Annotated in this window: 29 protein-coding genes; 19 read left to right on the forward strand and 10 right to left on the reverse strand. The window is 69.3% G+C overall.

Going from position 1 to position 25748, the window contains the following annotated elements; translation table 11 throughout:
- Window positions 1–11 precede the first annotated feature (11 nt).
- Window positions 12–1820, reverse strand: a complete 1809-nt coding sequence (locus D5S08_RS04130; protein WP_175578867.1) for an AMP-dependent synthetase/ligase — start codon at window positions 1818–1820, stop codon at window positions 12–14.
- Between the two features lie 133 nt (window positions 1821–1953).
- On the opposite strand from D5S08_RS04130, the gene ggt reads away from it, so the two are divergent.
- Entirely contained in the window at window positions 1954–3699 is a 1746-nt protein-coding gene (gene ggt / locus D5S08_RS04135) for a gamma-glutamyltransferase (protein ID WP_121115826.1), read from the forward strand.
- On the opposite strand, the gene D5S08_RS04140 is transcribed toward ggt, so the two are convergent.
- The gene (locus D5S08_RS04140; RefSeq protein WP_121115828.1) at window positions 3696–4727 is read right to left on the reverse strand and encodes a quinone-dependent dihydroorotate dehydrogenase; all 1032 of its coding nucleotides are present in this window, start codon (window positions 4725–4727) and stop codon (window positions 3696–3698) included. The genes ggt and D5S08_RS04140 overlap by 4 nt on opposite strands.
- Before the next feature lie 396 nt (window positions 4728–5123).
- Between D5S08_RS04140 and D5S08_RS04145 the strand changes: the two genes are divergently transcribed.
- Genes D5S08_RS04145 through D5S08_RS04185 form a run of 9 tightly spaced genes read left to right on the forward strand, consistent with a single transcriptional unit; the run spans window position 5124 to window position 12125 of the window.
- On the forward strand, window positions 5124–5540 hold the full coding sequence (locus tag D5S08_RS04145; RefSeq protein WP_121115830.1) for an SUF system Fe-S cluster assembly regulator: 417 nt from the start codon (window positions 5124–5126) through the stop codon (window positions 5538–5540).
- Window positions 5537–7060: a Fe-S cluster assembly protein SufB gene (sufB, locus tag D5S08_RS04150; RefSeq protein WP_121115831.1), complete on the forward strand. Its 1524-nt coding sequence runs from the start codon at window positions 5537–5539 to the stop codon at window positions 7058–7060. The genes D5S08_RS04145 and sufB overlap by 4 nt, the downstream gene beginning before the upstream one ends.
- The gene (locus tag D5S08_RS04155) at window positions 7057–7635 is read left to right on the forward strand and encodes a DUF559 domain-containing protein (RefSeq protein ID WP_121115833.1); all 579 of its coding nucleotides are present in this window, start codon (window positions 7057–7059) and stop codon (window positions 7633–7635) included. Before sufB ends, D5S08_RS04155 begins: the two co-directional genes overlap by 4 nt.
- Window positions 7636–7679: 44 nt before the next feature.
- A complete protein-coding gene (locus D5S08_RS04160) occupies window positions 7680–8627 on the forward strand; it encodes a hypothetical protein (RefSeq protein WP_121115835.1) in 948 nt (315 codons plus the stop codon).
- A gap of 7 nt (window positions 8628–8634) precedes the next feature.
- Window positions 8635–9375: a Fe-S cluster assembly ATPase SufC gene (gene sufC, locus D5S08_RS04165; RefSeq protein ID WP_121116233.1), complete on the forward strand. Its 741-nt coding sequence runs from the start codon at window positions 8635–8637 to the stop codon at window positions 9373–9375.
- Window positions 9375–10121 (forward strand): SufD family Fe-S cluster assembly protein, encoded by a 747-nt coding sequence (locus tag D5S08_RS04170; protein ID WP_121115837.1) that lies wholly within the window; start codon window positions 9375–9377, stop codon window positions 10119–10121. Before sufC ends, D5S08_RS04170 begins: the two co-directional genes overlap by 1 nt.
- On the forward strand, window positions 10118–11320 hold the full coding sequence (locus tag D5S08_RS04175) for an aminotransferase class V-fold PLP-dependent enzyme (protein ID WP_121115839.1): 1203 nt from the start codon (window positions 10118–10120) through the stop codon (window positions 11318–11320). The genes D5S08_RS04170 and D5S08_RS04175 overlap by 4 nt, the downstream gene beginning before the upstream one ends.
- Entirely contained in the window at window positions 11317–11766 is a 450-nt protein-coding gene (locus D5S08_RS04180; protein ID WP_121115841.1) for an SUF system Fe-S cluster assembly protein, read from the forward strand. The genes D5S08_RS04175 and D5S08_RS04180 overlap by 4 nt, the downstream gene beginning before the upstream one ends.
- On the forward strand, window positions 11766–12125 hold the full coding sequence (locus D5S08_RS04185; RefSeq protein WP_121115843.1) for a HesB/IscA family protein: 360 nt from the start codon (window positions 11766–11768) through the stop codon (window positions 12123–12125). The genes D5S08_RS04180 and D5S08_RS04185 overlap by 1 nt, the downstream gene beginning before the upstream one ends.
- Before the next feature lie 41 nt (window positions 12126–12166).
- Here D5S08_RS04185 and D5S08_RS04190 read toward each other — a convergent pair whose 3' ends face one another.
- Entirely contained in the window at window positions 12167–12604 is a 438-nt protein-coding gene (locus tag D5S08_RS04190) for a hypothetical protein (protein ID WP_121115845.1), read from the reverse strand.
- Complete coding sequence (locus D5S08_RS04195; protein ID WP_241557221.1) at window positions 12601–13275, reverse strand: EI24 domain-containing protein; 675 nt, start codon at window positions 13273–13275, stop codon at window positions 12601–12603. Before D5S08_RS04195 ends, D5S08_RS04190 begins: the two co-directional genes overlap by 4 nt.
- A 118-nt stretch (window positions 13276–13393) precedes the next feature.
- Between D5S08_RS04195 and D5S08_RS04200 the strand changes: the two genes are divergently transcribed.
- From D5S08_RS04200 to D5S08_RS04210, 3 genes are all read left to right on the forward strand, one after another.
- Window positions 13394–14389: an adenosine kinase gene (locus D5S08_RS04200; protein WP_121115849.1), complete on the forward strand. Its 996-nt coding sequence runs from the start codon at window positions 13394–13396 to the stop codon at window positions 14387–14389.
- A 59-nt stretch (window positions 14390–14448) separates the two neighbouring features.
- Window positions 14449–14904 (forward strand): manganese-binding transcriptional regulator MntR, encoded by a 456-nt coding sequence (mntR, locus tag D5S08_RS04205; protein ID WP_121115851.1) that lies wholly within the window; start codon window positions 14449–14451, stop codon window positions 14902–14904.
- A gap of 87 nt (window positions 14905–14991) precedes the next feature.
- On the forward strand, window positions 14992–15516 hold the full coding sequence (locus D5S08_RS04210; protein WP_126665488.1) for a J domain-containing protein: 525 nt from the start codon (window positions 14992–14994) through the stop codon (window positions 15514–15516).
- Between the two features lie 25 nt (window positions 15517–15541).
- Here the strand turns inward: D5S08_RS04210 and purD are convergent, their stop codons facing one another.
- Window positions 15542–16819: a phosphoribosylamine--glycine ligase gene (gene purD / locus D5S08_RS04215; RefSeq protein ID WP_121115855.1), complete on the reverse strand. Its 1278-nt coding sequence runs from the start codon at window positions 16817–16819 to the stop codon at window positions 15542–15544.
- Between purD and xseA the strand changes: the two genes are divergently transcribed.
- From xseA to D5S08_RS04235, 4 genes are all read left to right on the forward strand, one after another.
- Window positions 16818–18305 carry an exodeoxyribonuclease VII large subunit gene (gene xseA, locus D5S08_RS04220; RefSeq protein WP_121115857.1) on the forward strand — a complete coding sequence of 496 codons (1488 nt, stop codon included), beginning with the start codon at window positions 16818–16820 and terminating at the stop codon, window positions 18303–18305. The two genes, purD and xseA, sit on opposite strands and share 2 nt — an antisense overlap.
- A gap of 26 nt (window positions 18306–18331) precedes the next feature.
- A complete protein-coding gene (locus tag D5S08_RS04225; protein WP_121115859.1) occupies window positions 18332–18535 on the forward strand; it encodes a DUF2093 domain-containing protein in 204 nt (67 codons plus the stop codon).
- 74 nt (window positions 18536–18609) lie between these two features.
- Window positions 18610–19467: a M23 family metallopeptidase gene (locus D5S08_RS04230; RefSeq protein ID WP_121115860.1), complete on the forward strand. Its 858-nt coding sequence runs from the start codon at window positions 18610–18612 to the stop codon at window positions 19465–19467.
- A 9-nt stretch (window positions 19468–19476) separates the two neighbouring features.
- Complete coding sequence (locus D5S08_RS04235) at window positions 19477–20460, forward strand: esterase-like activity of phytase family protein (protein WP_162301921.1); 984 nt, start codon at window positions 19477–19479, stop codon at window positions 20458–20460.
- Window positions 20461–20463: 3 nt separating this feature from the next.
- Here the strand turns inward: D5S08_RS04235 and D5S08_RS04240 are convergent, their stop codons facing one another.
- Genes D5S08_RS04240 through D5S08_RS04250 form a run of 3 tightly spaced genes read right to left on the reverse strand, consistent with a single transcriptional unit; the run spans window position 20464 to window position 22141 of the window.
- A complete protein-coding gene (locus D5S08_RS04240) occupies window positions 20464–20874 on the reverse strand; it encodes a cytidine deaminase (protein ID WP_121115864.1) in 411 nt (136 codons plus the stop codon).
- Between the two features lie 10 nt (window positions 20875–20884).
- Window positions 20885–21589 (reverse strand): glycoside hydrolase family 25 protein, encoded by a 705-nt coding sequence (locus tag D5S08_RS04245; RefSeq protein WP_121115866.1) that lies wholly within the window; start codon window positions 21587–21589, stop codon window positions 20885–20887.
- Window positions 21590–21643: 54 nt separating this feature from the next.
- Complete coding sequence (locus D5S08_RS04250) at window positions 21644–22141, reverse strand: UPF0262 family protein (RefSeq protein ID WP_121116235.1); 498 nt, start codon at window positions 22139–22141, stop codon at window positions 21644–21646.
- Window positions 22142–22303: 162 nt separating this feature from the next.
- On the opposite strand from D5S08_RS04250, the gene D5S08_RS04255 reads away from it, so the two are divergent.
- Complete coding sequence (locus tag D5S08_RS04255) at window positions 22304–23836, forward strand: replicative DNA helicase (protein WP_241557222.1); 1533 nt, start codon at window positions 22304–22306, stop codon at window positions 23834–23836.
- 12 nt (window positions 23837–23848) lie between these two features.
- Here D5S08_RS04255 and D5S08_RS04260 read toward each other — a convergent pair whose 3' ends face one another.
- Window positions 23849–24538 carry a Crp/Fnr family transcriptional regulator gene (locus tag D5S08_RS04260; protein WP_206610281.1) on the reverse strand — a complete coding sequence of 230 codons (690 nt, stop codon included), beginning with the start codon at window positions 24536–24538 and terminating at the stop codon, window positions 23849–23851.
- A 259-nt stretch (window positions 24539–24797) separates the two neighbouring features.
- Between D5S08_RS04260 and D5S08_RS04265 the strand changes: the two genes are divergently transcribed.
- Window positions 24798–25517 (forward strand): Crp/Fnr family transcriptional regulator, encoded by a 720-nt coding sequence (locus D5S08_RS04265; protein WP_241557223.1) that lies wholly within the window; start codon window positions 24798–24800, stop codon window positions 25515–25517.
- Window positions 25518–25523: 6 nt separating this feature from the next.
- Here D5S08_RS04265 and D5S08_RS04270 read toward each other — a convergent pair whose 3' ends face one another.
- Window positions 25524–25682, reverse strand: a complete 159-nt coding sequence (locus D5S08_RS04270; RefSeq protein ID WP_241557224.1) for a hypothetical protein — start codon at window positions 25680–25682, stop codon at window positions 25524–25526.
- Window positions 25683–25748 lie beyond the last annotated feature (66 nt).

The following is a 25748-nucleotide window of genomic DNA, read 5'->3' on the forward strand; positions in this document are numbered from 1 at the left end:
GCTCCCGCAGCCTAGCCGCGATACAGCCCGGCCAGCCGATCCTCGTACCGGGCGCGGATCATGTGGCGGCGGATCTTCAGGCTGGGGGTCATTTCCCCATTGGCAATTGCGAAGGCTTCGTCGGCGACGGCGAAGCGGCGGATGCGCTCCACGACGCCGAGCGTCGCGTTCACGCGGGAAACGGCCACGTCCAGCACGCTGCGGATCGCCTCCGGCTCGGTAATGCCACGCTCGGCCAGCCAGTCGGCGTCGGGAACCAGCAGCGCGACCATGTAGGGGCGCCGGTCGCCATACAGCATCGCCTGCGCGATCTCCGGCTGCAGCGTCAGGATGCCTTCGACCCGCTGCGGGGCGACATTGTCGCCCTTGTCGTTGACGATCAGATCCTTCTTGCGATCGGGTATGACGATCCGGCCACGGCTGTCGAAATGGCCGATATCGCCGGTGTGCAGCCACCCATCGACCAGCGCCTTCGCGGTCTCCTCGGGATTGTTCCAGTAGCCGGTCATCACCAGTTCGCCGCGCACCAGCAGCTCGCCATCTGCGGCCACGCGCACCTCGTTGCCTTGCAGCGGCGGGCCGACGGTTTCCATGGCGATGCCGGCGCTGGGATAGTTGCAGCTGATCACCGGGGCAGCCTCCGTCTGGCCGTAGCCCTGCAGCAGCGGCAGGCCGAGCGACTGGAAGAACCGCCCGACCTCCGGATTGAGCGGCGCCCCGCCCGAGACCATCGCCTTGATCCGCCCGCCAAATCGGGCGCGGATCTTGGGGCGCAGGGTGCGGTCCAGCAGCCGGTCGAGCAGCCGGTCGCCGAAACGGTACCCGCCCGCCGCCTGCCGTTCACCCAGCGCCAGCGCCTCCGCCATCAGCCGTTGCGCCAGCTTGCCTTGCCCCGCCACCTGCTTGATGATCCGCGCCCGCAGCACTTCGAACAGGCGCGGCACCACCACCATCAGCGTGGGGGAGGATTCCGCCATGTTGCCGGCCAGCTTCTCCAGGCTTTCGGCGTACCAGATCTCCGCACCCAGCCCGATCGGCAGCCATTGCCCGGCCGTATGCTCGTAAGCATGGCTCAGCGGCAGGAAGGACAGGAAGCGTTCCGTGTTCCAGCCATAATCGCCCACCAGCGCGGTGGCGGCGCCGGCGACATTGGCCAGGATCGCGCCATGCGACTGCATCACGCCGCGCGGCGCACCGCCGGTGCCGCTGGTGTAGATGATGCAGGCGAGGTCGCTGCGGCCAACGCCCGACTGGCGCAGCTCGGCCGCGGTACGCGCATGGGCCGCCTTGCCATCGTCTGGCGCGCCAGGATCGACCAGGTCGGACCACAGGTGGACGGCGAAGGGCAGCCCGGCCGCATCCGGCGCATCGCCTGCGTCCATCACCACCAGATGCCGCGCCACGACGGTCTCGCGCATGGCCTGCAGCAGCGGAGCCAGCAGCTTGCCGCCGCTGACGATCACCGCCTGCGCGCCGCTATCGGCCAGGATATGCGCGTGATCGGCGGCGGTGTTGGTGATGTAGGCGGGCGTGGTGACCAGGCCGGCGGCCATGATCGCGATGTCGGCGATGCACCATTCGGGCCGGTTCTCCGCCACGATCAGCACCCGGTCCCCGGTGGCAAGGTCCAGATCGCGCAAGGCCTGCGCCAGCAGGCAGACCTGGTCCGCCGCCTCTGCCCAGCTCAGCGTTTCCCACGTGCCGCCATGCTTGCGGCCCAGGAAGAGGGCATCGCCCAGCGCATCGGCGCGATCGAAGAACAGGCGCACCAGGCTGCTGGCGGCAGGAAAGTCCGCAAGTTGCAACAAAGCCTCTTTCATCCTCTGCCGGCCATATCGGCCTGGGACAGCGGGGTTACGGCACGCCCGCCAGCCCGGCAAGCGGCTGCTACCTTGCACCTGCGAACAGACTGCCCCACACGGGCAACAGGGTTTGCACGCAGGGGAACAGGTGATGGCACGGCTTGGCACATTCGCGGCGCTGATCGGCGCGTTGCTCACCACCGCCTGCGCGACCCTGCCGGCCGAGACACAGCGGACGGGTTCGGCCCCGGTCGCCGCATCCGCGCTGGCGCAACCGCAGATCTTCGTGTCGGCCGCCAACCCGCTGGCGGTGGAGGCGGGCATGGCCGTGCTGCGGCGCGGCGGCAGCGCGGCGGATGCGGCGGTGGCGGTGCAGGCGATGCTCTCGCTGGTCGAACCGCAGAGCTCCGGCATCGGCGGTGGCGCCTTCATGACCTGGTTCGATGGCACGACGGGCGAGGTCGTGATCTATGACGGCCGCGAAACCGCCCCCGCCGGCGCCACCCCGGACATGTTCCTGGACGGTAATGGGCGACCCCTGAGCTATGCCGAGGCGGTGACCAGCGGACGGGCCACCGGCGTGCCGGGTGCGGTCCGGATGCTGGCGATGGTGCAGGACGAACATGGCAAGCTGCCATGGGATAAGCTGTTCACCGACGCGATCCGCACGGCCGAGGACGGCTTCACCGTCACGCCGCGCCTGGGCCGGTTCCTGCAGGGGAACTACCCGCAATTGCAGTCGAGCGACGTACAGACCTATTTCGGCGAAGCGGACGGCACCCTGGTCGACCCGGGCGACACGCTGCGCAACCCAGCCTTCGCCACCTTCCTGCGCCGGCTGGCGGAGGAGGGCACCAATGCGCTGTATCGCGGGGAGACGGCGCAGCGCATTGTCGCGCGTACGCAGGCTGGCCCGTTGCCCGGCACGATGACGCTGACCGACCTGGCCGGGTACCAGCCGGTCAGGCGCGAAGCGGTCTGCAATCCGTATCGCATCTACCGCGTCTGCGTGCCGCCGCCGCCTTCCAGCGGGGTCGGCCTGCTGCAATTGCTGGCGATGCTGGAACATACCGACATTGCCGAGCGCGGCCCGCAGGACCCGCAGGCCTGGTTCCTGTTCGCGGAGGCGAGCCGACTGATGTATGCCGATCGCGACCTGTATGTGGGCGACAGCGCCTTTGTCGACGTGCCCGTCGCCGGCCTGCTGGACCCGGCCTATGTCGCGTCGCGCGCAGGCCTGATCGGGGATCGGGCCGGTCCCGCACCTGCCGCCGGCACTCCGCCGGGCGCACCGGTCCGCACGGCCGATCGCACGCTGGAGCCGGCGGGCACCTCCCACTTCGTGGTGGGGGATGGCGACGGCAATGTCGTATCGATCACCACCACGGTGGAATCGATCTTCGGCAGCGGCCGGATGGTCGACGGGTTCTTCCTGAACAATCAGATGACCGATTTCTCCTTCGCCCCGCTGCTGCCCGATGGCACGCCGGCGGCCAATGCCGTGGTGCCGGGCAAGCGGCCGCGATCATCCATGACGCCGCTGGTGCTGGTGGACGGACAGGGCCGCTTTGCCGGGGCGATGGGATCGGCTGGCGGCAATGCGATCCTGGCCTATGTCGGCAAGAGCCTGGTCGGCGCGATCGACTGGGGGTTGCCGGCACAGGAGGCGCTGGCACTGCCCAATCTGGTCGCGCGCGGAGATGCCTTCCAGGGGGAGGTCGGCAAGTTCCCGCCGGAGGTGCTGGCCGGCCTGGCCGCACGCGGCATCACCCTGCGCCCCGGACAGGGCGAGGATTCAGGCGTTCACGCGGTGATGATCCGCGATGGCGTGTTCGATGGCGGCTTCGACCCCCGACGCGAAGGGCGCGCGGTGGCGGAGCCGGCACCGCGGCCCTAGGCGGCCTCGCTGCCGACGGCTTCGGCCAGGGTGCTGAAGCCTTCGCGCTGCATCAGCCGTTCCACATCGTCGGCCATCGTCCGGGCGATGCCGGGGCCGCGATAGACCATCGCGCTGTACAGCTGCACCAGGCTGGCGCCGGCCTTGATCCGCTGCCACGCATCCACGCCGTTGCCGATGCCGCCCACGCCGATCAGCGGCAGGGCACCGCCGGTCGCCCGGCGGAAGTCGCGCAGCCGTTCCAGCGCCAGCGCCTTCAGCGGTGCGCCGGACAGGCCGCCGGTCTCGTCCGCCTGCACCGATCGCAGCTGGGGGCGCGAGACCGTGGTGTTGGACACGATCAGCGCGCCCAGCCGTCGATCCAGCGCGATACGGGCGATGTCGTCGATGTCGGCGGGCAGCAGGTCGGGCGCGACCTTCAGGAACACCGGCGGGCCATCGGCACCGCGCGCCGCCAGCACCGCGTCCAGCAATGCCCCCAGTGCACCCGCATCCTGCATGGCGCGCAGGCCCGGCGTGTTGGGGCTGGAGACGTTAACCGCCAGATAGGTGGCGAACGGCGCCATCACCCGGGCCATGTGGCTGTAATCGGCGATCCAGTCCGGCGAATCCTTGTTGGCGCCCAGGTTGACGCCCAGGATGCCAGCGCCGGTCCTGCGCGCCAGCCGCTCCGCCGCAACCTCCGCGCCGCCATTGTTGAACCCCATGCGGTTGATGACCGCACGGTCCGCGGCCAGGCGGAACAGCCGCGGCTTGGGGTTGCCGGCCTGCGGGCGTGGAGTGATCGAACCCACCTCCACGAAGCCGAAGCCCATGCCCAGCAGCGCATCGGGAACGCGCGCATCCTTGTCATAGCCCGCGGCCAGGCCGATCGGGTTGGGGAAGGTGATCCCCGCCACGTCGATCGCGCAGGCACCCGGCGGCGCTGGCGGCGCCGGCCGGCGATGTTCCAGCCATTTCAGGGAGAATTCATGGGCCTGTTCGGGATCGATGGTGAACAGGGCAGGTCGCAGCAGGCGATAAAGCATGATGGACGCGCCTATGGCACCGCCCGCCCGTGCTGTCGATTGCTGCGCTGCAGCGTCACAAATCTGCCATGACCATCCATTTGTTATAGTAAACGGCCGTGTGACGATGATATCATAACAGGGATCAGGAAATTACCTTTCTAATTGTCGGATTCCTACAAGCCGGCATCGGTCGAATCAGCTACATGGCCTGTGCGACCCGAAGGGCTCGAAGCAGGAATGCGACGGGTTCTGACTTTACAGGGCGGCCCTGCCATCGGCGTGGGCCGCCCCTTTTTTGCGTCGCGCGCGGTGATCGTTCCGGTTGAAAACCGTTCCGCCCCGCATTAGGTGAAATCGGACCGCAGCGGTCTTATTCAAAGATTCGCCGTCCGGTCGTCACCTCTGGGGTCCACCATGCGCCTGTCCAACCTTGCCGATTATGCGGTGGTCGCGATGACGGCCGCCGCCCGCCAGCCCACCGGATCGCGCTTCAGCGCGGCCAGCCTGGCGGCGGAGACGGGCGTGCCGCTGCCCACCATGCAGAAGCTGGCGGGCAAGCTGGCGGCGGCCGGCCTGCTGCAGTCGGAACGCGGCGCGCGCGGCGGGCTGCAGCTGGCACGCCCGGCGGCAGGGATCACCCTGGCGGAGATCGTGGAGGCGGTCGAAGGGCCGATCGCCCTGACCAATTGCACGCAGAACCAGCGCCATGATTGCGCGCTGGACGGCTGCTGCACCGTGCGCCCGCACTGGGGCGCTGTGAACGATGCTTTGCGCGGGGCGCTGGCCGATGTGCCGCTGACCCGCCTGGCACAGATGGAAGTACCGGCATGAGCGAGTCTATCCTGACCTCCGACCCCCGTGACGTGGCCGAACTGGACGCGCCCGAAGTGACCGATCGCGCCGCGCGCGAGGCGGCGGCGAGCGCGGCCGATTACCAGCATGGCTGGTCCAGCGAGATCGAGACCGAGTTCGCGCCCAAGGGCCTGAGCGAGGATACCGTGCGCTTCATCTCCGCCAAGAAGAACGAGCCGGAATGGATGCTCGACTGGCGGCTGAAGGCGTTTCGCCTGTGGCAGACGATGGAAGCGCCCGACTGGGCCAAGCTGAAGGTCGCGCCGATCGATTACCAGGACGCGTTCTACTACGCCGCGCCCAAGCAGAAGCCGACGCTGGAAAGCCTGGACGAGCTCGATCCAGAGATCCGCCGCGTGTACGACAAGCTGGGCATTCCGCTGGCCGAGCAGGAGCTGCTGGCCGGGGTCGAGGGCGCGCGCCGGGTGGCGGTGGATGCGGTGTTCGACAGCGTCAGCGTCGCCACCACCTTCCGCAAGGAGCTGGAGGCATCCGGCGTCATCTTCCGCTCCATCAGCGAGGCGATCCGCGAATATCCGGAGCTGATCCGCAAGTGGCTGGGCCGCGTCGTGCCGCAGCGCGACAATTTCTTCGCCACGCTGAACAGCGCGGTCTTTTCCGACGGCACCTTTGTCTACATCCCCGAAGGTGTCCGCTGCCCGATGGACCTCAGCACCTATTTCCGCATCAATGCGGAAAATACCGGGCAGTTCGAACGCACGCTGATCATTGCGGAGAAGGGCAGCTATGTCAGCTACCTGGAAGGTTGCACCGCGCCGATGCGCGACGAGAACCAGCTGCACGCCGCGGTGGTGGAACTGGTCGCGATGGAGGATGCGGAGATCAAGTACTCCACCGTCCAGAACTGGTACCCCGGCGATGCTGAGGGGAAGGGCGGCATCTACAACTTCGTGACCAAGCGCGGCCTGTGCCAGGGTGCCCGGTCCAAGATCAGCTGGACGCAGGTGGAAACCGGCAGCGCCGTCACCTGGAAGTACCCGTCCTGCGTGCTGAATGGCGAGGACTCGGTGGGCGAGTTCTACTCGATCGCGGTCACCAACAATCACCAGCAGGCCGATACCGGCACCAAGATGATCCACAATGGCAAGGGTTCGCGCTCGACCATCATCTCCAAGGGCATCAGCGCCGGCAAGTCGAACAACACCTATCGCGGGCTGGTGCGCGTGGCGGCCAATGCGGAGGGCGTGCGCAACTTCACGCAATGCGACAGCCTGCTGCTGGGCGACCAGTGCGGCGCGCACACGGTGCCGTACATCGAGGTGCGCAATCCCGGCGCGCAGATCGAGCATGAGGCCACCACCAGCAAGATCAGCGACGACCAGCTGTTCTACGCCATGCAGCGCGGTCTCGACAGCGAGGCGGCGGTGGCGCTGATCGTCAACGGTTTCGCCAAGGAAGTGCTGAAGGAGCTGCCGATGGAGTTCGCGGTCGAGGCGCAGAAGCTGCTGGCGATCAGCCTGGAGGGGTCCGTCGGATGACCGAACGCAAGACCCTGGGCGTGCGTGAAGGCACCGATCCGCCGGCCATCAAGAAGAAGGGCCGCGGGTGGGAGATCAACACGGCGCGGCTGGACCAACTGCACGAGCGCGCGCGCGACATGCGCCGGCATCCCACGGAAGCGCACAAGGCGCTGGCCGACCGCTTCGCCACGGCGGATTTCGGGCAGTACACCTGGAAGCAGTTCCCGGTGATCGGCAGCGCCATCGTCGATTTCGCCTGCCTGGAACTGGGCATGGCGATCGCCATCGACGAGGAAGGCGATCCGCTGACCCATCGGCGCGACAAGAGCCTGGAAGCGGTCGGCATCCGCACGATGCACCTGAACGCCGCGGAAATCCTGACCGACATGGATGCCCTGCTGCCCCGCATTGCGGCCGGCATGCGGATGCGCATCGGCGACAAGCAGACTGCCCGCAAGGCGCATTACCGCGCCAATCCGGGCCAGACCAGCGGCCGGGTGCCTGGCCGTGACGGGCCGCCGCGTGGCGGTCCGGGTCGCGACGGGCCAGGACGGGCCGGGCCGGGCAGGACCGGACATGACCGCAAGCGGTAAGCTTCCCATGCGCTATGGATGCCGCACCTGCAGGAGCACGCCTCATGACTGACGAGTTGCGCCCGAGCACCATCTGCGGCCTGCTATATTGCGGCGACATCGGCGAACGCCACACCAACATGGCGGATTCCGGTGGCGATCCGTTGCTGATCTATGTGCAGAACGCGGCCACCCTGGCCCGCTCCCTTGCGGCGCACGAGCAGGCGCTGACGCTCGTCACCAACGATGCCATGCGCGTCGGCGGGCTGGTGGAGCAGGCCGGCGCCACCGGGCTGATCGCGGTGGAGGAAGTCGCATTCACGCTGGAGGTGCCGCGCGGCATTCCGTTCTATTCCGCCCATTTCAAGCTGGAGCTGCTGCGCCTGTTCGGCGAAGGCCGGTTCGGCGCCTTTCCCGCGCTGTTGGACCTGGATGTGGTGGCATTGCGGCCATTGGCCTTCCCGCCACGACCCGGCCTGTGGGCCTATGACATCGCACACGAGATGCTGGACGGGTCCGGCGGTGCGGTCGCCAGCCTGCAGGATCTCGCCGGCGTGCCGCTGCAATCGCGCAGCTGGTTCGGGGGCGAGTTCCTGGCCGGGCCGCAGGCGGAATTCGCGCGGCTGTGGCAGATGGTGGAGGAGCTCTGGCCGGATTACTGCAACTCCGCGGGCGAGTGGTATCACAGTGGTGACGAGATGGTGGTGTCCGCCGCGCTGAACCGGCTGGTCGACGACGGCATGACCGTCAACGATGCGGGCCGCGCCGGGCTGGTGTCCCGCTGGTGGTCGGTCCGCACGACACGCCGGTTGGGCCGGCTGGCCGATGCGCAGCAATGCGCGATCCTGCACCTGCCGGCGGACAAGCACCTGCTGGCGCGCCATTCCACCCGCCCCTTCGCCGCGGACGCCTTCGTCACCGACCTGCGCGCCGACGTGAAGGGCCGCGATTCCATCCTGCGCACCATCGCGCACAATCTGAAGGGGCGCCGCTTCGCCCCGCTGCTGGACTGACATGACCATGCTCATCATCGACAATCTTCATGCCGAAATCGACGGCAAGCCGATCCTCAAGGGCCTGACCCTCACCGTGAACGCGGGCGAGATCCACGCGATCATGGGCCCCAACGGTGCCGGCAAGTCGACGCTGGCCTATGTGCTGGGCGGGCGCCCCGGATATGAGGTGACGGGCGGTTCGGTCACGCTGAACGGCGCCGACCTGCTGGACATGGACCCGCATGAACGCGCCACCGCCGGCATGTTCCTGGGCTTCCAGTACCCGGTGGAGATCCCGGGCGTCTCCAACGTGCAGTTCCTGCGCGAGGCGCTGAACGCGCAGCGCACCGCGCGGGGCGAAGCGCCGCTGTCGGGCGGGGACTTCCTGAAGCTGGCACGGGAGAAGGCCGGGCTGCTGCGGATGGACATGGAGATGCTGAAGCGCAACGTGAATGTCGGCTTCTCCGGCGGCGAGAAGAAGCGCGCGGAGATGGTGCAGATGGGCATCCTCGACCCTGCCTTTGCCGTGCTGGACGAGACCGATAGCGGCCTCGACATCGATGCGCTGCGCGTGGTCGGCGACGGGATCAACGCCATCATGCGGGCGCCCGACAAGGCGGTGCTGCTGATCACGCATTACCAGCGGCTGCTGGATTATGTGCGCCCCGATTTCGTGCACGTGCTGGCCGCCGGCCGCATCGTCACCAGCGGCGGGCCTGAACTGGCGCAGCGGCTGGAGAGCGAAGGCTACGAGGCGGTGGCGTGATGGCCACCTTGCCTACCACCCGTGACGAGAACTGGCGCTATGCCGATGGCGCGGTGCTGGCGCAGCTGGACCCGGACGTGCTGGACCAGTGGGACGATTTCGATGTCGCCCCGGGTGAGACGGCGCGCCGCATCATCATGGCCGGCGGGGCCGGGCCGGAGCTGATCCGGGTGCGCGTCACCGTGGGTGATGGCGCCACGGCGGAGCTGTTCGGCGTGGTCGCCGGCGATGCCTATGCGCGGCTGGAGGTGGTCGTCCATCTGGGCCGGGGCGCGCATTTCCAGTTCGGCGGCGTCACCATCGGCGGCGGCGACGCGGTGCGGGAGATCGTGACCCGCATGGACCATGCGCTGCCCGACGCCACCAGCGACCAGGTGATCCGCGCGGTCCACTGGGGCACCGCGACCGGCAATTTCCTGGGCCGGATCGACGTGGCGCGCCATGCGCAGAAGACCGACGCGGCGCAGGACTTCAAGGGGCTGATCCTGGAACGCGGCGCGGCGACCAATGCCCGGCCGGAGCTGGAGATCTATGCCGATGACGTGAAATGCGCCCACGGCGCCTCCATCGGCCAGCTGGACGAGAGCGCCCGGTTCTACATGGCCGCGCGCGGCCTGCCGCCCGAGCTGGCGCGCAAGCTGCTGGTGCAGGCCTTCATCGGCGATGCCTTCGCCGCGCTGGGGGACGAGGGCGAGCAGGAGCGTTTGATGGACGTGGCGCTGGCCGCGCTGGGAGACCGGTCATGAGCAGCGCCGCGCCGACACTGGCGCCGCCACTGTCGCGCAAGGCCGACTTCCCCGGCCTGCTGACCGCCGGCGGGCAGCCGTGGCATTACCTGGACACCGCCGCCACCTCGCAGAAGCCGCAAGTTGTCATCGACGCGATGACCCGCGCGATCGGGGCCGATTACGCCACCGTGCATCGCGGCGTCTATGGCCGATCCGCCAACATGACGCTGGGTTACGAGGCCGCGCGCCGGCGCGTCGCCGCCTTCATCGGCGGGCAGGAGGATGAGCTGGTCTTCACCCGCGGCGCGACCGAGGCGATCAACCTGGTCGCCCATCAATGGCCGACCAAAGGCCGGGTGCTGCTGTCCGCGCTGGAGCATCATTCCAACATCGTGCCGTGGCAGCTGGCCGGCTGGCAGGTCGATGTCTGCCCGCTGACCGGCGATGGCCGGATCGACCTGGACGCCGCCGAACGCATGCTTACGGCGGAGCACGCCATGGTGTCCTTCGCCCACGTGTCCAACGTGCTGGGCAGCGTGCTGGACGCGCCCCGCGCGGCGGAGCTGGCGCACAATGTCGGCGCGCTGCTGCTGCTGGATGGCTGCCAGTCCGCTCCGCGGCTGACGCTCGATGTGGCGGCGCTCGGCTGCGACTTCTATGCCTTCAGCGGCCACAAGCTGTACGGCCCGACCGGGATCGGCGCGCTATGGGGCCGCAGCGAGCTGCTGAACCGGATGCCGCCCTGGCAGGGCGGTGGCTCGATGATCGACAAGGTCACCTTTGCGCAGAGCACCTACCTGCCCGCGCCCACAAGGTTCGAAGCCGGCACGCCCGCCATCGTTGAGGCGATCGCGCTGGCCGTGGCGTGCGACTATGTGGACGGGATCGGGCGCGACACGATCCATGCGCACGAGACGCAGCTGGTGGCGCAATTGCGCGAAGGCTTGCGCCAGTTCGACGACATCACCCTGTTCGGGCCGGAGGACAGCGCCGGCATCGTATCCTTTGCGATGCATGGGGTTCACCCGCACGATCTGGGCACCATATTGGATGAAGAGGACGTTGCCATCCGGGCCGGGCACCATTGCGCGCAGCCTTTGATGGAGCTGCTGGATGTGCCGGCCACGGCGCGCGCCAGCTTCGGCCTCTACAGCGACGAGGACGACGTCGCCGCGCTGCTGCGCGGCATCGCGCGGACCAGAAGGATTTTCGGATGACCCCGGACGAACAGCAATTGGCCAAACCGCCCCGCGCACGCGTTTCCGACCCGGACCTCGCGCCGGAGGAGCCCCGGCAGAAGGACTACCTGTCCGGCTTCCTGGCGCAGAAACCGGCGGAGCAGCCCGCGGGCGAGCCCGGCGGCGCCATGTATGATGCGGTGATCGAGGCGTTGAAGGACATCTTCGACCCAGAGATACCGGTCAACATCTACGATCTGGGGCTGATCTACGGCGTGGACGTGACGCCCGATGCCGATGTGGCGATCACCATGACGCTGACCACGCCGCACTGCCCGGTGGCCGAAACCATGCCGGGCGAGATCGAGATGCGCGTGGGCGCGCTGCCCGGCGTGCGTGATGCGCAGGTCAACGTCACCTGGGATCCGCCGTGGGATCCGTCCAAGATGACCGACGAGGCCCGCCTCGAACTGGGGATGCTGTAATGGCGACGACCGCACCTGTCCGCGCCCGGCCGGCCGCCGTCAACCTGACGCCCTCCGCCGAGGCGCGCGTGGCCGAACTGATGGGCAAGGCGCCTGAAGGCTCGATCGGCGTGAAGCTGTCGACCCCCCGGCGCGGCTGTTCGGGCCTGGCTTATTCGGTCGATTATGTCAGCGAAGAAGCCGCCTTCGACGAGAAGATCGAGACGCCCGGCGGCACCTTCTACATCGACGGGGCCAGCGTGCTCTATCTGGTGGGCAGCACGATGGACTGGGTGGAGGATGACTTCACCGCCGGCTTCGTGTTCACCAATCCCAACGCCAAGGGCGCGTGCGGCTGCGGCGAAAGCTTCATGGTCTGACTCCTGCTGATCCTTCCTGAAGGGGGAGGATCAGCAGTCGTTCAACGCCGGCCCAGCGCCGCCACACAGGCCGCGCGGTCGACTTCCTGCCCGTCACTGGCACGGCGTGCATCCACCCAGGTCGCCACCGGCTCCGCACCCTGCTGCAGCGGGTACAGGAACACATCCAGCACGCAGGCGGTGCTGCTGAATTGCAGCTTGCGCATGTCGCCTTCGCGCACATCCAGCCGGGGCTGCCCGAACTGCCGCACCAGCGTGGCGCCGTCGCGTTGGATCACCCGTTCCAGCCCGGCCATCTGCTGGATCTGCGGCGCCAGGAAACCGGTCTGCGGCGGCGGGGCGGGGCGTTCCGGCGGCGGCTGCTGTGTCTGCACATCCGGGCGCGGCGGCGGGCGCTGGCCAGTGCCACCCGCCTGCGGGATGGTGGTGCAGGCCGCCAGGCCGGTCAGCAACAGGGGGGCAAGGAGGCGAGGGGTCATGCTTTGTCCAGCTTGCGATGCAGCAGATGGGTGGCCGCTGCCGCCCCTAGCAGCGGGGCGATGAACGCAACACCCGGTACGGCCAGCAGCACGGCGATCATGCCGCCCAAAAGGAACCGTTCGGCGCGGGTGAAGGGCGCGGGCTGGCCGCTATCGCTCCGGTGGCGCAGCCAGACCATGTCCTGCAGTTCCCGCCCCAGCAGCACGGCATTGACCAGCAGGAACAGAGCCAGCGTGCCGACCCCGGTCACCAGCAGCGCGACCGCGAACGGCAAGGCCAGCAGGTTCGCCAGCAGCGCGCGCCCCGCACCCGCCAGCGCCACGCGCGCTTGCGTGGGCAATGACGGATCGCGGGCGCGCTGGGCGGCGGCGGGGTAATGCCGCTGCTCCACCAGCGCGACCACCTCGTCCGCGAAGAAGGCGATCACCGCCATCGCCACGATCCGCCAGCCGAGCCACAGGCCAAGCCCCACCAGCAGCACCGACAGCGCCGCGCGCAGCGGCCCCGCGCCGGCGAACAGCGCATCCTCCAGCCCGGCGGTAGCGAACAGCCAGTCCAGCCCCCACCAGCCCGCGCCGGCCAGAGCGGCGAACAGCAGCAGCGACACGGCGAGGCTGCGCGCCAGGATGGCCAGCACGCGCGGCCGGGCCAGTTCGCGGCAAGCCAGCATCAGGGATCGGGTGACAGCGAGCATACGGGGTTGCGATTGCGCGGGCGGCAGGGCAAGTCAACGCCCGCCGGGCAGGCCTGCCACGGCGTCTCCCCCTTTCCAGCTGTGTGGAACCCGAATGTCCGAACCCCGCTACGATGTCATCGCCATCGGCAACGCCATCGTCGATGTCATGGCCCCGGCCGAAGACGACCTGATCGCGCGGCTGGGCCTGAACCGGGGCGGCATGACGCTGGTGGACGAGGTCGGTGCCGATACCCTGTACGATGCGATGGGCCCCGCGCGGGAGATTTCGGGCGGGTCCGCCGCCAACACGCTGGCCGGCCTCGCCGTGCTGGGTGCGCGCTGCGCCTTCATCGGGCAGGTCGCGGACGACCAGCTGGGCGATGTGTTCGCGCATGACATCCGCGCCGCCGGGATCGACTTCGACACGCCGGCCCGCGCCGGGCAGCCGGCCACCGCGCGCTGCCTGATCTTCGTCAGCCCCGATGGGCAGCGCACCATGAACACCTTCCTGGGAGCCAGCCAGTTCCTGCCCGCCGAGCTGATCGACGAGGACGCGATCGCCGACGCCCGCGTGCTGTATCTGGAAGGCTACCTGTGGGATCCGGAGGAGCCGCGCGCCGCCATGCGCCGGGCGATCGCCGCCGCCCGCACCGCCGGGCGGCTGGTCGCCTTCACCCCGTCCGAGGAATTCGTGATCGCCCGCCATGGCGACGATTTCCGCGCCCTGATCGCGGCCGGGCAGATCGACATCCTGTTCGCCAATCAGGGCGAGCTGGCGGCGCTGACGGGCGAGGCCGATTTCGATGCCGGCCTAGCGCAGCTCGGCGCCAAGGTGCCGGTGCTGGTGGTGACGCGCGGCGCCGATGGCGCTGTGGCGCTGGTCGATGGGGTGCGGACCGAAGTCGCGGCGGAGCCGGTTGCGCGCGTGGTCGACACGACGGGCGCGGGCGACCTGTTCGCCGCCGGGTTCCTGTTCGGCCATGTGCAGGGGGAGGACGCCGCCACCTGCCTGCGCCGGGGCGCGATCGCCGCGGGTGAGATCATCAGCCATTATGGCGCCCGCACGGAAGTGAACCTGAAGCAGCTGATGGCCGACCGGCTGGGCTGAGGCGCCCCTGTTCCCGGCCCCTCTGGCCATCCGCCCGCCTGAAAGTTAAGGTCGGGCGCATGGCTGGGTCGGGTTCGGAACGGGTGTTTGAGCGGGCGGACGCCTTCCGCAAGGTGCGCGAGGCGCATCAGACGGAGATGGCGGAGGATTATGTCGAGCTGATCGGCGACCTGATCCGCCAGCATGGCGAGGCGCGGCTGACCGACATCGCCGACAGCGTGGGCGTGACCCAGGCCACCGCCAGCAAGGTGGTGGCCCGCCTGCGCCGCGACGGCCTGGTGGAGAACCGCCGCTACCGCTCCATCTTCCTCAGCGAAGCCGGGCAGGCCATGGCCACCATGTCCCGCGCCCGCCACCGGGCAGTGTTCGAATTCCTGCGTGCGCTGGGCGTGGACGAGGCCACCGCGCACGAGGATTCCGAAGGCATGGAGCACCATGTCAGCGAGACCACGCTGGACCGGCTGCGCGCGCTGACGGCCGAACTGCGCGCGCGCCAGACGCCTGCAGGCGATTAGGATTCAGCCACCGGTAACCACCCGCCTTCACGCGGCCTTCGCTCATGCGCTGCTACCACCGGCAAGAATTTGCAGGGTGGAGGCAGCATGGCGGGTGTCGGGAAGGGCAGGGTGGTCCGCATTGTTGCGGCACTCGCGCGGGTGGCGATGGCTGCCGGCATCGGCTGCATGGTGTTTTCGGCTGCCGTGACGCTGATCCTGGCAAATGGTGCATCGCCGACCCTGGTCGAACTCGCCGCCGATCTGGGCGTGCAGGGCGCGATGTGGGCGGTGGCAGGGTTCGTGGCGGATCGGCTGCTGCGGGTGGCCGGCGGGCGCCGGAGCGAACCGGTCGCGCCAGCGCCGCCATCCTGGCACAATCAGCATCTAGGGCACGAACGGCAGGCAAGGCCAGTCCACCGCCCTGCACCTTTGCCAACGGGATGGTGGACCGTGCTCGGTGTGCCAGCCGATGCCGTGCCGGCCAGTTTCGAAAGTGCCGCCCGCACCCTGTTGCGGCAATCCCATCCGGATCGCTGGGCCACCGCGGAGCCTGCCCGCCGGCAGGAAGCGGAAGGGCGCACCCGCGTCATCCTGCAGGCCCTGGCGGAGGCGCGGGCTTCCTCGCGCTGAAGGCGGATCGTTCTGGAACCCTGTACTAGGCGTCTTCGCGCGCCACCTCGCGCCAGCCGATATCCCGCCGGCAGAAGCCGGAAGGGAAGTCGACCGCCTCCACCGCGCGGTACGCCGCCGCCTGCGCCTCGCGAACGGTTGCGCCGCTGGCGGTGACGTTCAGCACCCGGCCTCCCGCCGCCACCAGCGCGCCGGCATCGTCCAGCGCGGTGCCGGCGTGGAACACCTGCGCCCCGGTCGCCTCCGCTGCATCAAGCCCGTCGATCGCGCCGCCCTTCTCCGGCACGTCGGGATAGCCGCGCGCCGCAAGCACCACGGTCAGCGCCGGATCGGGCGCGAAGTCGGGCGGGGGCATGGCGGCCAGTCGCCCTTCGGCACAGGCCAGCAGGTATTCGCCCAGATCACCCCGCAGCCGCAGCATCAGCACCTGACATTCCGGATCGCCGAAGCGGCAATTGTACTCGACCAGCTTCGGCCCATGCTCGGTCAGCATCAGCCCGGCATAGAGCACGCCGCTATACGGCATGCCTTCGGCCGCCATGGCGACCACGGTGGGCCGCACGATGGCCTCCATCGCCTCCGCCTGCAGGGCCGGGGTCAGCACGCGCGCGGGGCTGTAGGCGCCCATGCCGCCGGTGTTGGGGCCGATGTCGCCATCGCCCACCCGCTTGTGATCCTGCGCGCTGCCGAAGGGCAGGATATGCGTGCCGTCGGTGATGGCGAACAGGCTGGCCTCCTCGCCATGCATGAACTCCTCGATCACCAGCGTTGCTCCGGCGGCGGAGAACATGTCGGCAATCGCCGTCTCCGCATCGGTGCGGTTCTCCGCGATCACCACGCCCTTGCCCGCCGCCAGCCCGTCCGCCTTCAGCACATAGGGGGCGGTGAAGCGGTCCAGCGCCGCCAGTGCCGCGTCCGCGCTCTCCACCCGGACATAGCCGGCGGTGGGGATGTCGTGCCGCGCGCACAGATCCTTGGTGAAGCCCTTGCTGCCTTCCAGCTGCGCCGCGGCCCCGGACGGCCCGAAGACCGCCACGCCGGCGGCTCGCAGCGAATCGGCCAGGCCGTCCACCAGCGGCGCTTCCGGCCCGATCACGACCAGGCCGATATGCCCGGCCGCGCAGAAGCTTGTCACGGCGGCATGGTCGCCCACATCCAGCGTCACCAGCGCGGCATGGCGCGCGATGCCCGGATTGCCCGGAGCCGCGAACAGTCTACCACCATCGGCCAAGAGCTGGGATTGCGCCAGCTTCCATGCCAGCGCATGTTCGCGCCCGCCCCCACCCAGCAGCAGGATATTCATGCCCGGCCCCACTTCCTTCTTCGACGACAGCGGCGAACCCGCCCCCGGGCTGGTAGCGAAGGGCAAGCCGGGCGACAATTCCGCACCCCTGACCATCACCGAGATTTCCGGCCTGCTGAAGCGCACGGTGGAAGACCGCTTTGGCCATGTCCGGCTGCGCGGGGAATTGTCGGGCGTGAAGCGGGCCGCCAGCGGGCACCTGTATTGCTGCCTGAAGGATGACGGCGCGATCATCGACGGGGTGATGTGGCGCACCGGGGCGCAGCGCCTGGGCTTCGTGCCGGAGGACGGGATCGAGATCGTCGCCACTGGCAAGCTGACCACCTATCCCGGCCGCTCCAAGTACCAGGTCGTGATCGACAGCATGGAGATCGCGGGTGAGGGCGCGCTGCTGGCGCTGCTGGAGAAGACCCGCAAGCGGCTGGAGGCGGAAGGGCTGTTCGCCAGCGAGCGGAAGCGGGCGCTGCCCTTCATGCCGCGGGTGATCGGCGTGGTCACCAGCCCCACCGGCGCGGTGATCCGCGACATCCTGCACCGGCTGGCCGACCGCTGCCCGACCCATGTGCTGGTTTGGCCGGTGCTGGTGCAGGGGCAGGGCTCCGCCGCGCAGGTCACCGCTGCCATTGAAGGGTTCAACGGGATGCCGGCCGGCGGCGCGATCCCCCGGCCCGACCTGCTGATCGTGGCACGCGGCGGCGGATCGATCGAGGATCTGTGGGCCTTCAACGAGGAAGCGGTGGTCCGCGCCATCGCCGGCTCCGCCATTCCCACGATCAGCGCCGTGGGGCATGAGACGGACACCACGCTCGCCGATTTCGCCGCCGACCGCCGCGCTCCCACGCCCACCGCCGCGGCGGAGATCGCGGTGCCGGTGCTGCGCGAGTTGGCCGCCACGCTGGACGAGTTCGGCCTGCGCCAGCGCCGCTGCGCGCTGCGCCCGGTGACGCTGGGGCGGGAGCGGCTGGAGGCGCGCGTCGCCCGCCTGCCGCAGCCGCAGGCACTGGCGGCCGCCGCGCAGCAGCGGCTGGACGATGCGGGCGAACGCCTGCGCCGGGGGCTCGCCGACCGGGCCACCGCCGCGCGGCACCGGCTGGCCGACGATGGTGCGCGCCTGTCGCTGTCGCTGCTGCGTGAACGGGTCCGCTCCGCCGGGCGCGATCTCGCCGCCATCCGCCTGCGCCCGGCCATGCTGGAACGCGAGCTGCAGACGCGGCAGCAGCGGCTGGACGCGCTGGACCGGGTGCGGCGGCAGCTGGACCCCAAGGCGCCGCTGCAGCGCGGCTATGCGCTGGTCCACGCCGACGGGCATGCGGTCGTCGCGAGCCGCGATCTGGCCGCCAGCCTGCCTTCCCTGGTGCTGGAGTTCGCAGATGGTACGCTGGACGTGATTCCGCAGGATGCGTCTGCTCCCCCTGGCGCTTCGCCCCGCCGCAAGCCCGCCCGGTCGCCGGCCGGTGCTGCAACGCAGCAGCCGAAATTGCTTTAGGAGGCCGCAATCGCTAGGTTGCGGGCATGCTGATGAAGTCCGGTGAAGAACCCGCCACCCTGATCTACGGACCCAACGGTTTCCGCATGGTGCAGCCGGGCCGTTTCGTGCTGTGCGCGGTCAGCGGGGAAGCGATCGATCTGGAGGAGCTGCGGTACTGGAGCGTGGAGCGGCAGGAGGCCTATGCCAGTGCCGCCATCGCGACCGCCCGGCTGAGCGGGCAAGCCTGATCCGCCGCCTGCTGATCCCCGCGCCAGTGCTGGCGCTGATGGCCTGCGTGCCTGCGGTGCCGACAAGCGCTCCAATGCCGGTTGCCGCGCCGGGGCAAACGCCCAGCGGCGCAACCGCCACTCCGGTGCGGCCTGCGCCTCCCGTCGCACCGGATCCCTTCCGGCCGGCGGGCCCCGCCACCTTCTCCTTCGCGGGCGAGCTGACACAGGGCGGCTGGCTGCGCGGGCAGGCGCCGGGCGGCACCGTGGCGGCGCGGATCGACGACCAGCCGCTGGTGCTGGATGCCGACGGCCACTTCTTTGCCGCGCTGGACCGGGATGCGCCGGCGCAGGCGCTGCTGTCCGCGACCCTGGCCGATGGCCGCACGGTGGATCAGCCGGTCACCGTCTCCCCACGGGACTGGGACATCCAGCGGGTGAATGCCTCCCGCACCGCGGGCGTCCCGTCGGACAGCTTCATGGCCCGGCGGCGCCCCGAACTGGACGCCATCATCGCCGCCCGGGCGCAGGAGACCGGCGCGCAGGGGTGGCGGCAGGATTTCGCCTGGCCGGTCGCCGGGCGCATATCCGGCCGGTTCGGGTCGCAGCGGATCTATCGCGGGGAGCCGGGCAGCTACCATTCCGGGCTCGACATCGCGCCGGGCGCTGGCACCCCCTATGTGGCGCCCGCCGATGGCGTGGTGGTGCTGGTGGCGGAGCAACCCTTCAGCCTGGAGGGGAACCTGCTGATCGTGGACCATGGCGCGGGGCTCAACAGCGCGTTCCTTCATTCGCAATCGATCGCCGTCCGCGAAGGGCAGCGGGTGCGGCAGGGGGAGGTGCTGGGCCGCGTCGGTGCGACCGGGCGCGCCACCGGGCCGCATCTGCACTGGAGCCTGATGTGGCGCGGGCGGCGGCTGGATCCGCTGCTGTTCCTGCCGCCGCAGGGCTGAGGCGCCATCGTGCGCCAGCGCTATCGCCGGTGGCTGCGACTGCTGCCGCTGGCATTGCTGGCGCTGCTTGTCGCCCCCGGCACCTGGTGGCGCGACCAGCCCTTGCCGCTTGGCGAGCAGGCGGTGCTTTCCGTCACATCGCTGGAACTGGACCAGCCGCGGCACTGGCCGGCAGGGCTGACGCTGGCGGGCGCGTGGCACATCGCCAGCCGGCATGAAGGGTTCGGCGGCTATTCCGCACTGCTGGTGCTGCCCGGCGATCGCCTGCTGGCCTTCAGCGACCGGCGGGACTTCTTGGAGTTCCCGGTACCGGACACGGCGGCCGGCCCGGTGCGGATCGGGCCGGTCCCGCAGGATCCGGCGGGCCGTTACAAGCAGTCCGATTACGAGAGCGCCACCCGCGATCCGCTGACCGGTCGCCGCTGGCTGGGGGTGGAGGGCGCCAATGCCATCCGCCGGCTGGATGCACAGGGGCGGCCGGACGGCTTTGTTTCTCCGCCGCTCATGCAGCGCTGGCCATCCAATCAGGGGCCGGAGGCAATGGCCCGCCTGCCTGACGGCCGCTTTGTCGTGCTGGCGGAGGGCAGCCCCGGCAGCAAGCCGCGCAACAGCGAAGGGGTGCTGTTCGCGGGCGATCCGGTGGACGGGGCGCCGGCAACGCGCTTCCGCTTTCCCCGGCAGGGCCGCTACCGGCCGACGGACATGGCCGCGCTGCCCGATGGGCGCGTGCTGATCCTGCAGCGGCAGATCACGCCCGGCCTGCCGCCATTAGGCGCGCTGCTGGCGATCGCCGACCCGGCCACGATCCGTCCCGGGCGCCCGTGGCACTGGCAGGTGCTGGCGCCGCTTTCCCCGCCCATGCCGCGGGAGAATTACGAAGGGCTGGCGGTCACCCCCGCACCCGGCGGCGGGCACCACCTCTGGCTGATCTCCGACGACAACCAGTCCAGTCTGCAGCGCACCTTGCTGATCAAGCTGCACTGGAACGGGTAGGGGTCAGCCCGTCACGCCCAGATGGCCGGGCCCGAAGGCTTCGGGCAGCAGGGCGGACAGGCGCAGGTCGCGCCGGTCGCCGCCGCCGGCGCAGGTGACCGCCGGGTCCGCGCCGTCCAGGCTGGCCAGTTCGTGCAGCACCTGCCGGCAGCGGCCGCAGGGGACCGGCACGGCGCTTTCCGCAGCCACGGCCACGCTGACCAGCCCGCCCCGGCGCCCTTCGCCCAGCGCGCGGGCCACGGCCACCGTCTCGGCACAGAGCGACAGGCCGTAGCTGGCATTTTCCACATTGGTGCCCGTCACCACGGCGCCATCGGCGAACAGCAGCGCGGCGCCCACCCGGAACCGGGAATAGGGGGCGTAGGCATGGGCCAGCGCGCCTTGCGCCACGGCCAGCAGATCGTCGTTCGTCATGACCAATGCCCTAGGGCTGCGCCACCACCCAGCGCAAGGGCGTGTCCGCCGCCTCGCTGCGATAGGCGGCATTGGCGGTCCACAAGGTCCAGGGCCGGCCGGCATAGTCGGGCTGCAACCAGTCGCCGGTCAGCCACAGCCCGCGATCGAACCGGGCGGCCAGCTGATGATGCGCCTCGAACTCCGGGCTGATCGCCAGGATCGCAGGGGCGCCGGCATGGCGTTCGATCTGGTTCAGGAACGTCGTCAGTTCGCCCTGCAGCCCGGTGGCGGCCACCGGATCGGCGCAAGCGTCCGCGGTGCGGGCCAGCGCCACGGCCGGCGGCAGCAGGCGCGCATCGCGTGGCACGGTGATCACGAAATTGGCCGCCTGCGCATCGGCCGGCGCACAGGGGTCGTACAGGTGCAGCGCGCCCATGCTGAGGCCGGCGGCATGCCCGGCGGCCAGCGCATCCGCAAAGCGCGGGTCGCGCCCGGAGGCCCCGCGGCTCGCCTCCAGATAGGCGAAGCGCGCGCCTGTGGCGGCCAGCGCGCGCAGGTCCACCGGCCCGTCAGCGGCACTCAGCAGCACGCCCTGCACGGGAAAGGCCGTGCGGTCCGGCGTCCAGTGCGCCGCCTGCCACCAACCCCAGGCCGCAGCGGGCAGGCACAGCAGCAGCAGCGCCAGCGCCACGCGCCAGCGCCTTGCCTGCCACCATGCCCGTCTGCGTCCCATTCCGCCGCCCTGCCGCAAAGCGGTGAACAAGCGCTTACCTGCAGAGATCTGCCATCACCCCTTGATGTGCAACACGCAGATCAGCGTGAACAGGCGGCGGGCGGTGGCGAAATCGGCATCGACCTTGCCCTCCAGCGCTTCCTGCAGCTGGCGGGTCGCGCGGTCGTGAATCGCGCGGCGGGCCATGTCGATCGTCTCGATCTCCTGCGCCGAAGGGTTGCGCACCGCCTTGTAGTAGCTGTCGCAGATCGCAAAATATTCGCGGATGTCGCGCCGGAAGCGGGCGAGACCCAAGCCGATCGCGCCGGCCTCCACGCCGTCGCCGTCGCGCAGCCACAGGTCCAGCCGGCCATCGGCGACCGACAGGCGCAGCGTCCACGGGCCGCCATGCCCCTGTTCCACCGCCCGCAGCGGCACGAAATGATTGTCCGCCACCAGGTCGGTCATCGCAGCGGTACGCTCGCGCTCCACATCCTCGCTGCGCGACAGGATGGTGGAATCGTCCAGCTCGACATGAGCGATACGGTCGGTGCGGGTGGTTGGATCTTGCATGGCGGTCGGCTGCTTTCGCAAATTGGCGGGCTTTGCGCAATTCGGCTGGCAATGGCCGGGGTGCCGGTCCGTTCCGGTCCACAGCTTGTCCACAGGCTGCGCACAGGGCTCTGCACCGCACGGCCATTGCTGCCGGGGCGCGCACAGGGCACACCGCGCGCCATGGCCACGCTTCCCGATATTCTCCGCCACCCGGCCGCCGCTTCGGCCGAGTCGAACACGCCGCAGCCCCGCGCGCTGCCCGCGAACCTGGATGCGGAGGCCGCCTTCCTGGGCGCGGTGATGATCGACAATCGCGTGCTGGAGGAACTGACCGTTCCCCTGCGTGCCGACCATTTCTTCGAGCCGCTGCACGGCCGCATCTTCGACCGGATCACCCTGCAGATCGACAAGCAGATGGTGGTCACCCCCGTTACGCTGAAGCCGTTCTTCGATGCGGACCCGGCCATGGCGGAGCTGGGCGGCCCGTCCTACCTGCTGCGGCTGACGGCCGACGGCCAAGGCCTGCTCGTGCCGCGCGAACTGGCGCAGCAGATCTACGACCTGGCGCTGCTGCGCGAACTGGTCAGTGTGGGCCGCGAACTGGTGGAGGGCGCGCTCGACACCTCCGAATCGGTCGAACCGATGCTGCAGATCGAGTCGGCGGAAGCCGCGCTGTTCAAGGTGGCCGAGGGCGCGACCGGGCAGAACGAGGCGGAAAGCTTCCGCGGCGCGACCGGCAAGGCGCTGGCCATGATCGAGACGGCGATCAATTCCGGCGGCCATGTCAGCGGCAAGACGACGGGCCTCACCTCCATTAACGAAAAGGTCGGCGGGCTGCATGATTCCGACCTGATCATCCTGGCCGGCCGCCCCGGCATGGGGAAGAGCTCGCTCGCCACCAACATCGCCTTCAACTGCGCCGATCGCTGGCTGCGCGACAAGCGCGACGGGATCGAGAAGTCGGTCGGAGCGCCGGTCGCCCTGTTCAGCCTGGAAATGTCCAGCGACCAGCTGGCGACGCGTATCCTGGCCGAACAGGCGGGCATCTCCTCCGAAGCGTTGCGCATGGGCAAGATCAGCCGGGACGATTTCCAGCAGCTGTCCTATGCCAGCCAGCGCCTGGCCGAGCTGCCGCTGTATATCGACGACACGCCTGCCTTGTCCGTCTCCGCCCTGCGCGCCCGCGCCCGGCGGCTGAAGCGGCGCCACGGGATCGGGCTGATCGTGCTCGATTACCTGCAGCTGATGCAGGGCAGCGGGCGCAGCCAGGACAATCGCGTGAACGAGATTTCGGAAATCAGCCGCGGTCTGAAGACGCTGGCCAAGGAATTGCAGGTGCCGGTGATCGCCCTGTCGCAGCTCAGCCGTGCGGTGGAGCAGCGCGAGGACAAGCGCCCGATGCTGTCCGACCTGCGCGAATCCGGCTCCATCGAGCAGGATGCCGACATGGTGTGGTTCATCTTCCGCGAGGATTACTACGTCGCCAGCCGCGAGCCCAAGATGCCGACGGGCGATGGCGACATGAAGGGGCACGAGGCGCATGCCGCCTGGCAGGCGGAAATGGAGCAGGTCTATGGCCTGGCCGAACTGATCGTGGCCAAGCAGCGCCACGGTGCCACCGGCAAGGTGCGCCTGCGCTTCGAGCCCAAGATCACCCGCTTCTCCGACCTGGCGGAAGGTGAGTATGGCGGCGGGGGCGGCGGCTACGATTAAGCCAGGCGGCGCCTAGGCAATGGGCTGGCTGTGTGTCCGCCCGGGAAGGTGGAGATAGGTGGGGGAGAAGCAGCCGATCGCCTGCAGCCCTTCCCAGTCGAGGATCGTCAGCCGATCGCCATCGCGCACCACGACATTGTCGGCGCGCAGGCCCTGCAGCACGCGGTTGACGTGAACGGTGGTCAGGCCCAGCGCTTCGCCCAACTGCTCCTGCGTCAGCGGCACGCGGCAGCTATCGCCGTTCGCCTCTCCCCTGGCGCGCAGCCGGGTGATCAGTTCGCACAGCAGATGGGCGATCCGCTCCTGCGCCGGCCGCTGGCCCAGGCTGGCGATGCGGGCGCCCAGCACCACCTTGTCGTGCGCGGCGAACCAGCCCAGCGCCTCGGCAAAGTCGGCGTCGCGTCGCGCCAGATCCCGCAGGCGTGCCTTGGGGATAGCGGCGACTTCGCATTCGGTCAGGGCGGAAACGCTTTCGCCCGGCGGATCGAAGAAGACATTGTCCAGGTCGCAGATGTCGCCGGACAGCAGGAATGCGGTAATCTGCCGCCGCCCGTCCGCCAGCGTCCGCGTGCGGCATGCCCAACCGCTGAGCACGATGTGCAGATAGGCTGACGGAGTGCCGCTCAGCACGATATCGCTCTTCGCACAGACACGTCTCGGCTCGCGGCACAGCCGCTGCAGGAACTCCAGCGTTTCCGGCAACGGGCAACTCACCCGGCGCAATTGCCCGATGAACTGGTTTGTCCGGTCGCGCGTATGTCCTTGTGTGAATGCGGGCTGCCAAGACAAGAGATCTGACCCTGTTTATTGGAATCGAAGCTGTTCAGTCTTCGGCCCCTTACAATTCAGAACCTTGAGAGTGTCATTCGGTCCAGTACCGGACGGTCGCCGGCTATGTTGCGGTCGAGCCACACGGAACGCTGTTGGCCACAAGCACGTTGGGGGCCGTCAGGAGAGACCGTTGCCCTTGTCGATCCCCAAGGCAGAAACCCGCAACCGGCTCATCCGCCTGATGAGCGAGGCAGATCATGCCTTGCTTGCCCCGCACATGTCGCGGCAGCGCGTCAGCAAGTGCCAGGTTCTGCTGGATCGCGATCAATCGGCCGATCTGGTCTGGTTTCCGGAAAGCGGGGTCAGCAGCCTCATCACCATCTCCCCCGCGGGGCTGAGCGCGGAGAACGGCCTGTTCGGCCGCGATGGCTTCGTGCCCGTGCCGCTTGTTCTGGGCAGCAACCGGGGGCCGCAGCGGGCGGTGGTGCAGGTTGCGGGCGAGTGCCAGACCGTGCCCGTGCCCGAATTCCTGCGGGCGATAGCGGCCAGTCCCGACCTGCATCACCTCCTGCTGCGTTACACGCAGACCCTGCGGATACAGACGGCATTCACGGCGCTGAGCAATGCCGTTCACCACATCGACGAGCGACTGGCCCGCTGGCTGCTGATGACGCATGACCGGCTGGACGGCACCGAATTGCCGCTGACGCATGAATTCCTGTCAACCGTGCTGGGGGTCCGCCGCCCCAGCGTCACCACCGCGCTTCATGTCCTGGAAGGAAAGGGCTTCATCCGTTCGGAACGCGGCTGCATCATCATTCGCGACCGCGCCGCTCTGGAGCAGTTCGCCCGCGATTCCTACGGCGTGCCGGAAGCGGAATATGAACGTCTGATCGGGCCGCTGCGGTAAGACGGCTCAGTGACTGCGCGCGCGTTGCGCCTGGTCGAGCGCGCTCAGCAAATCATCGAACCGACCGTCATCGGTGATCGGGAACACCTTCTTCAGGCTGCTGCCCAGCGTCCGGACATTGCTTTCCGTCAACAGCCCGACCGCAACGATCTTTTCGCTTGGCACAACGTCGCGTCCTTCTCCTGCGCAATCCCGGATGGGTGGCATGTCAGCTAATGAACCACGGGCGGT

Source organism: Croceibacterium ferulae (assembly GCF_003660445.1).
Classification (GTDB): Bacteria; Pseudomonadota; Alphaproteobacteria; order Sphingomonadales; family Sphingomonadaceae; genus Croceibacterium; species Croceibacterium ferulae.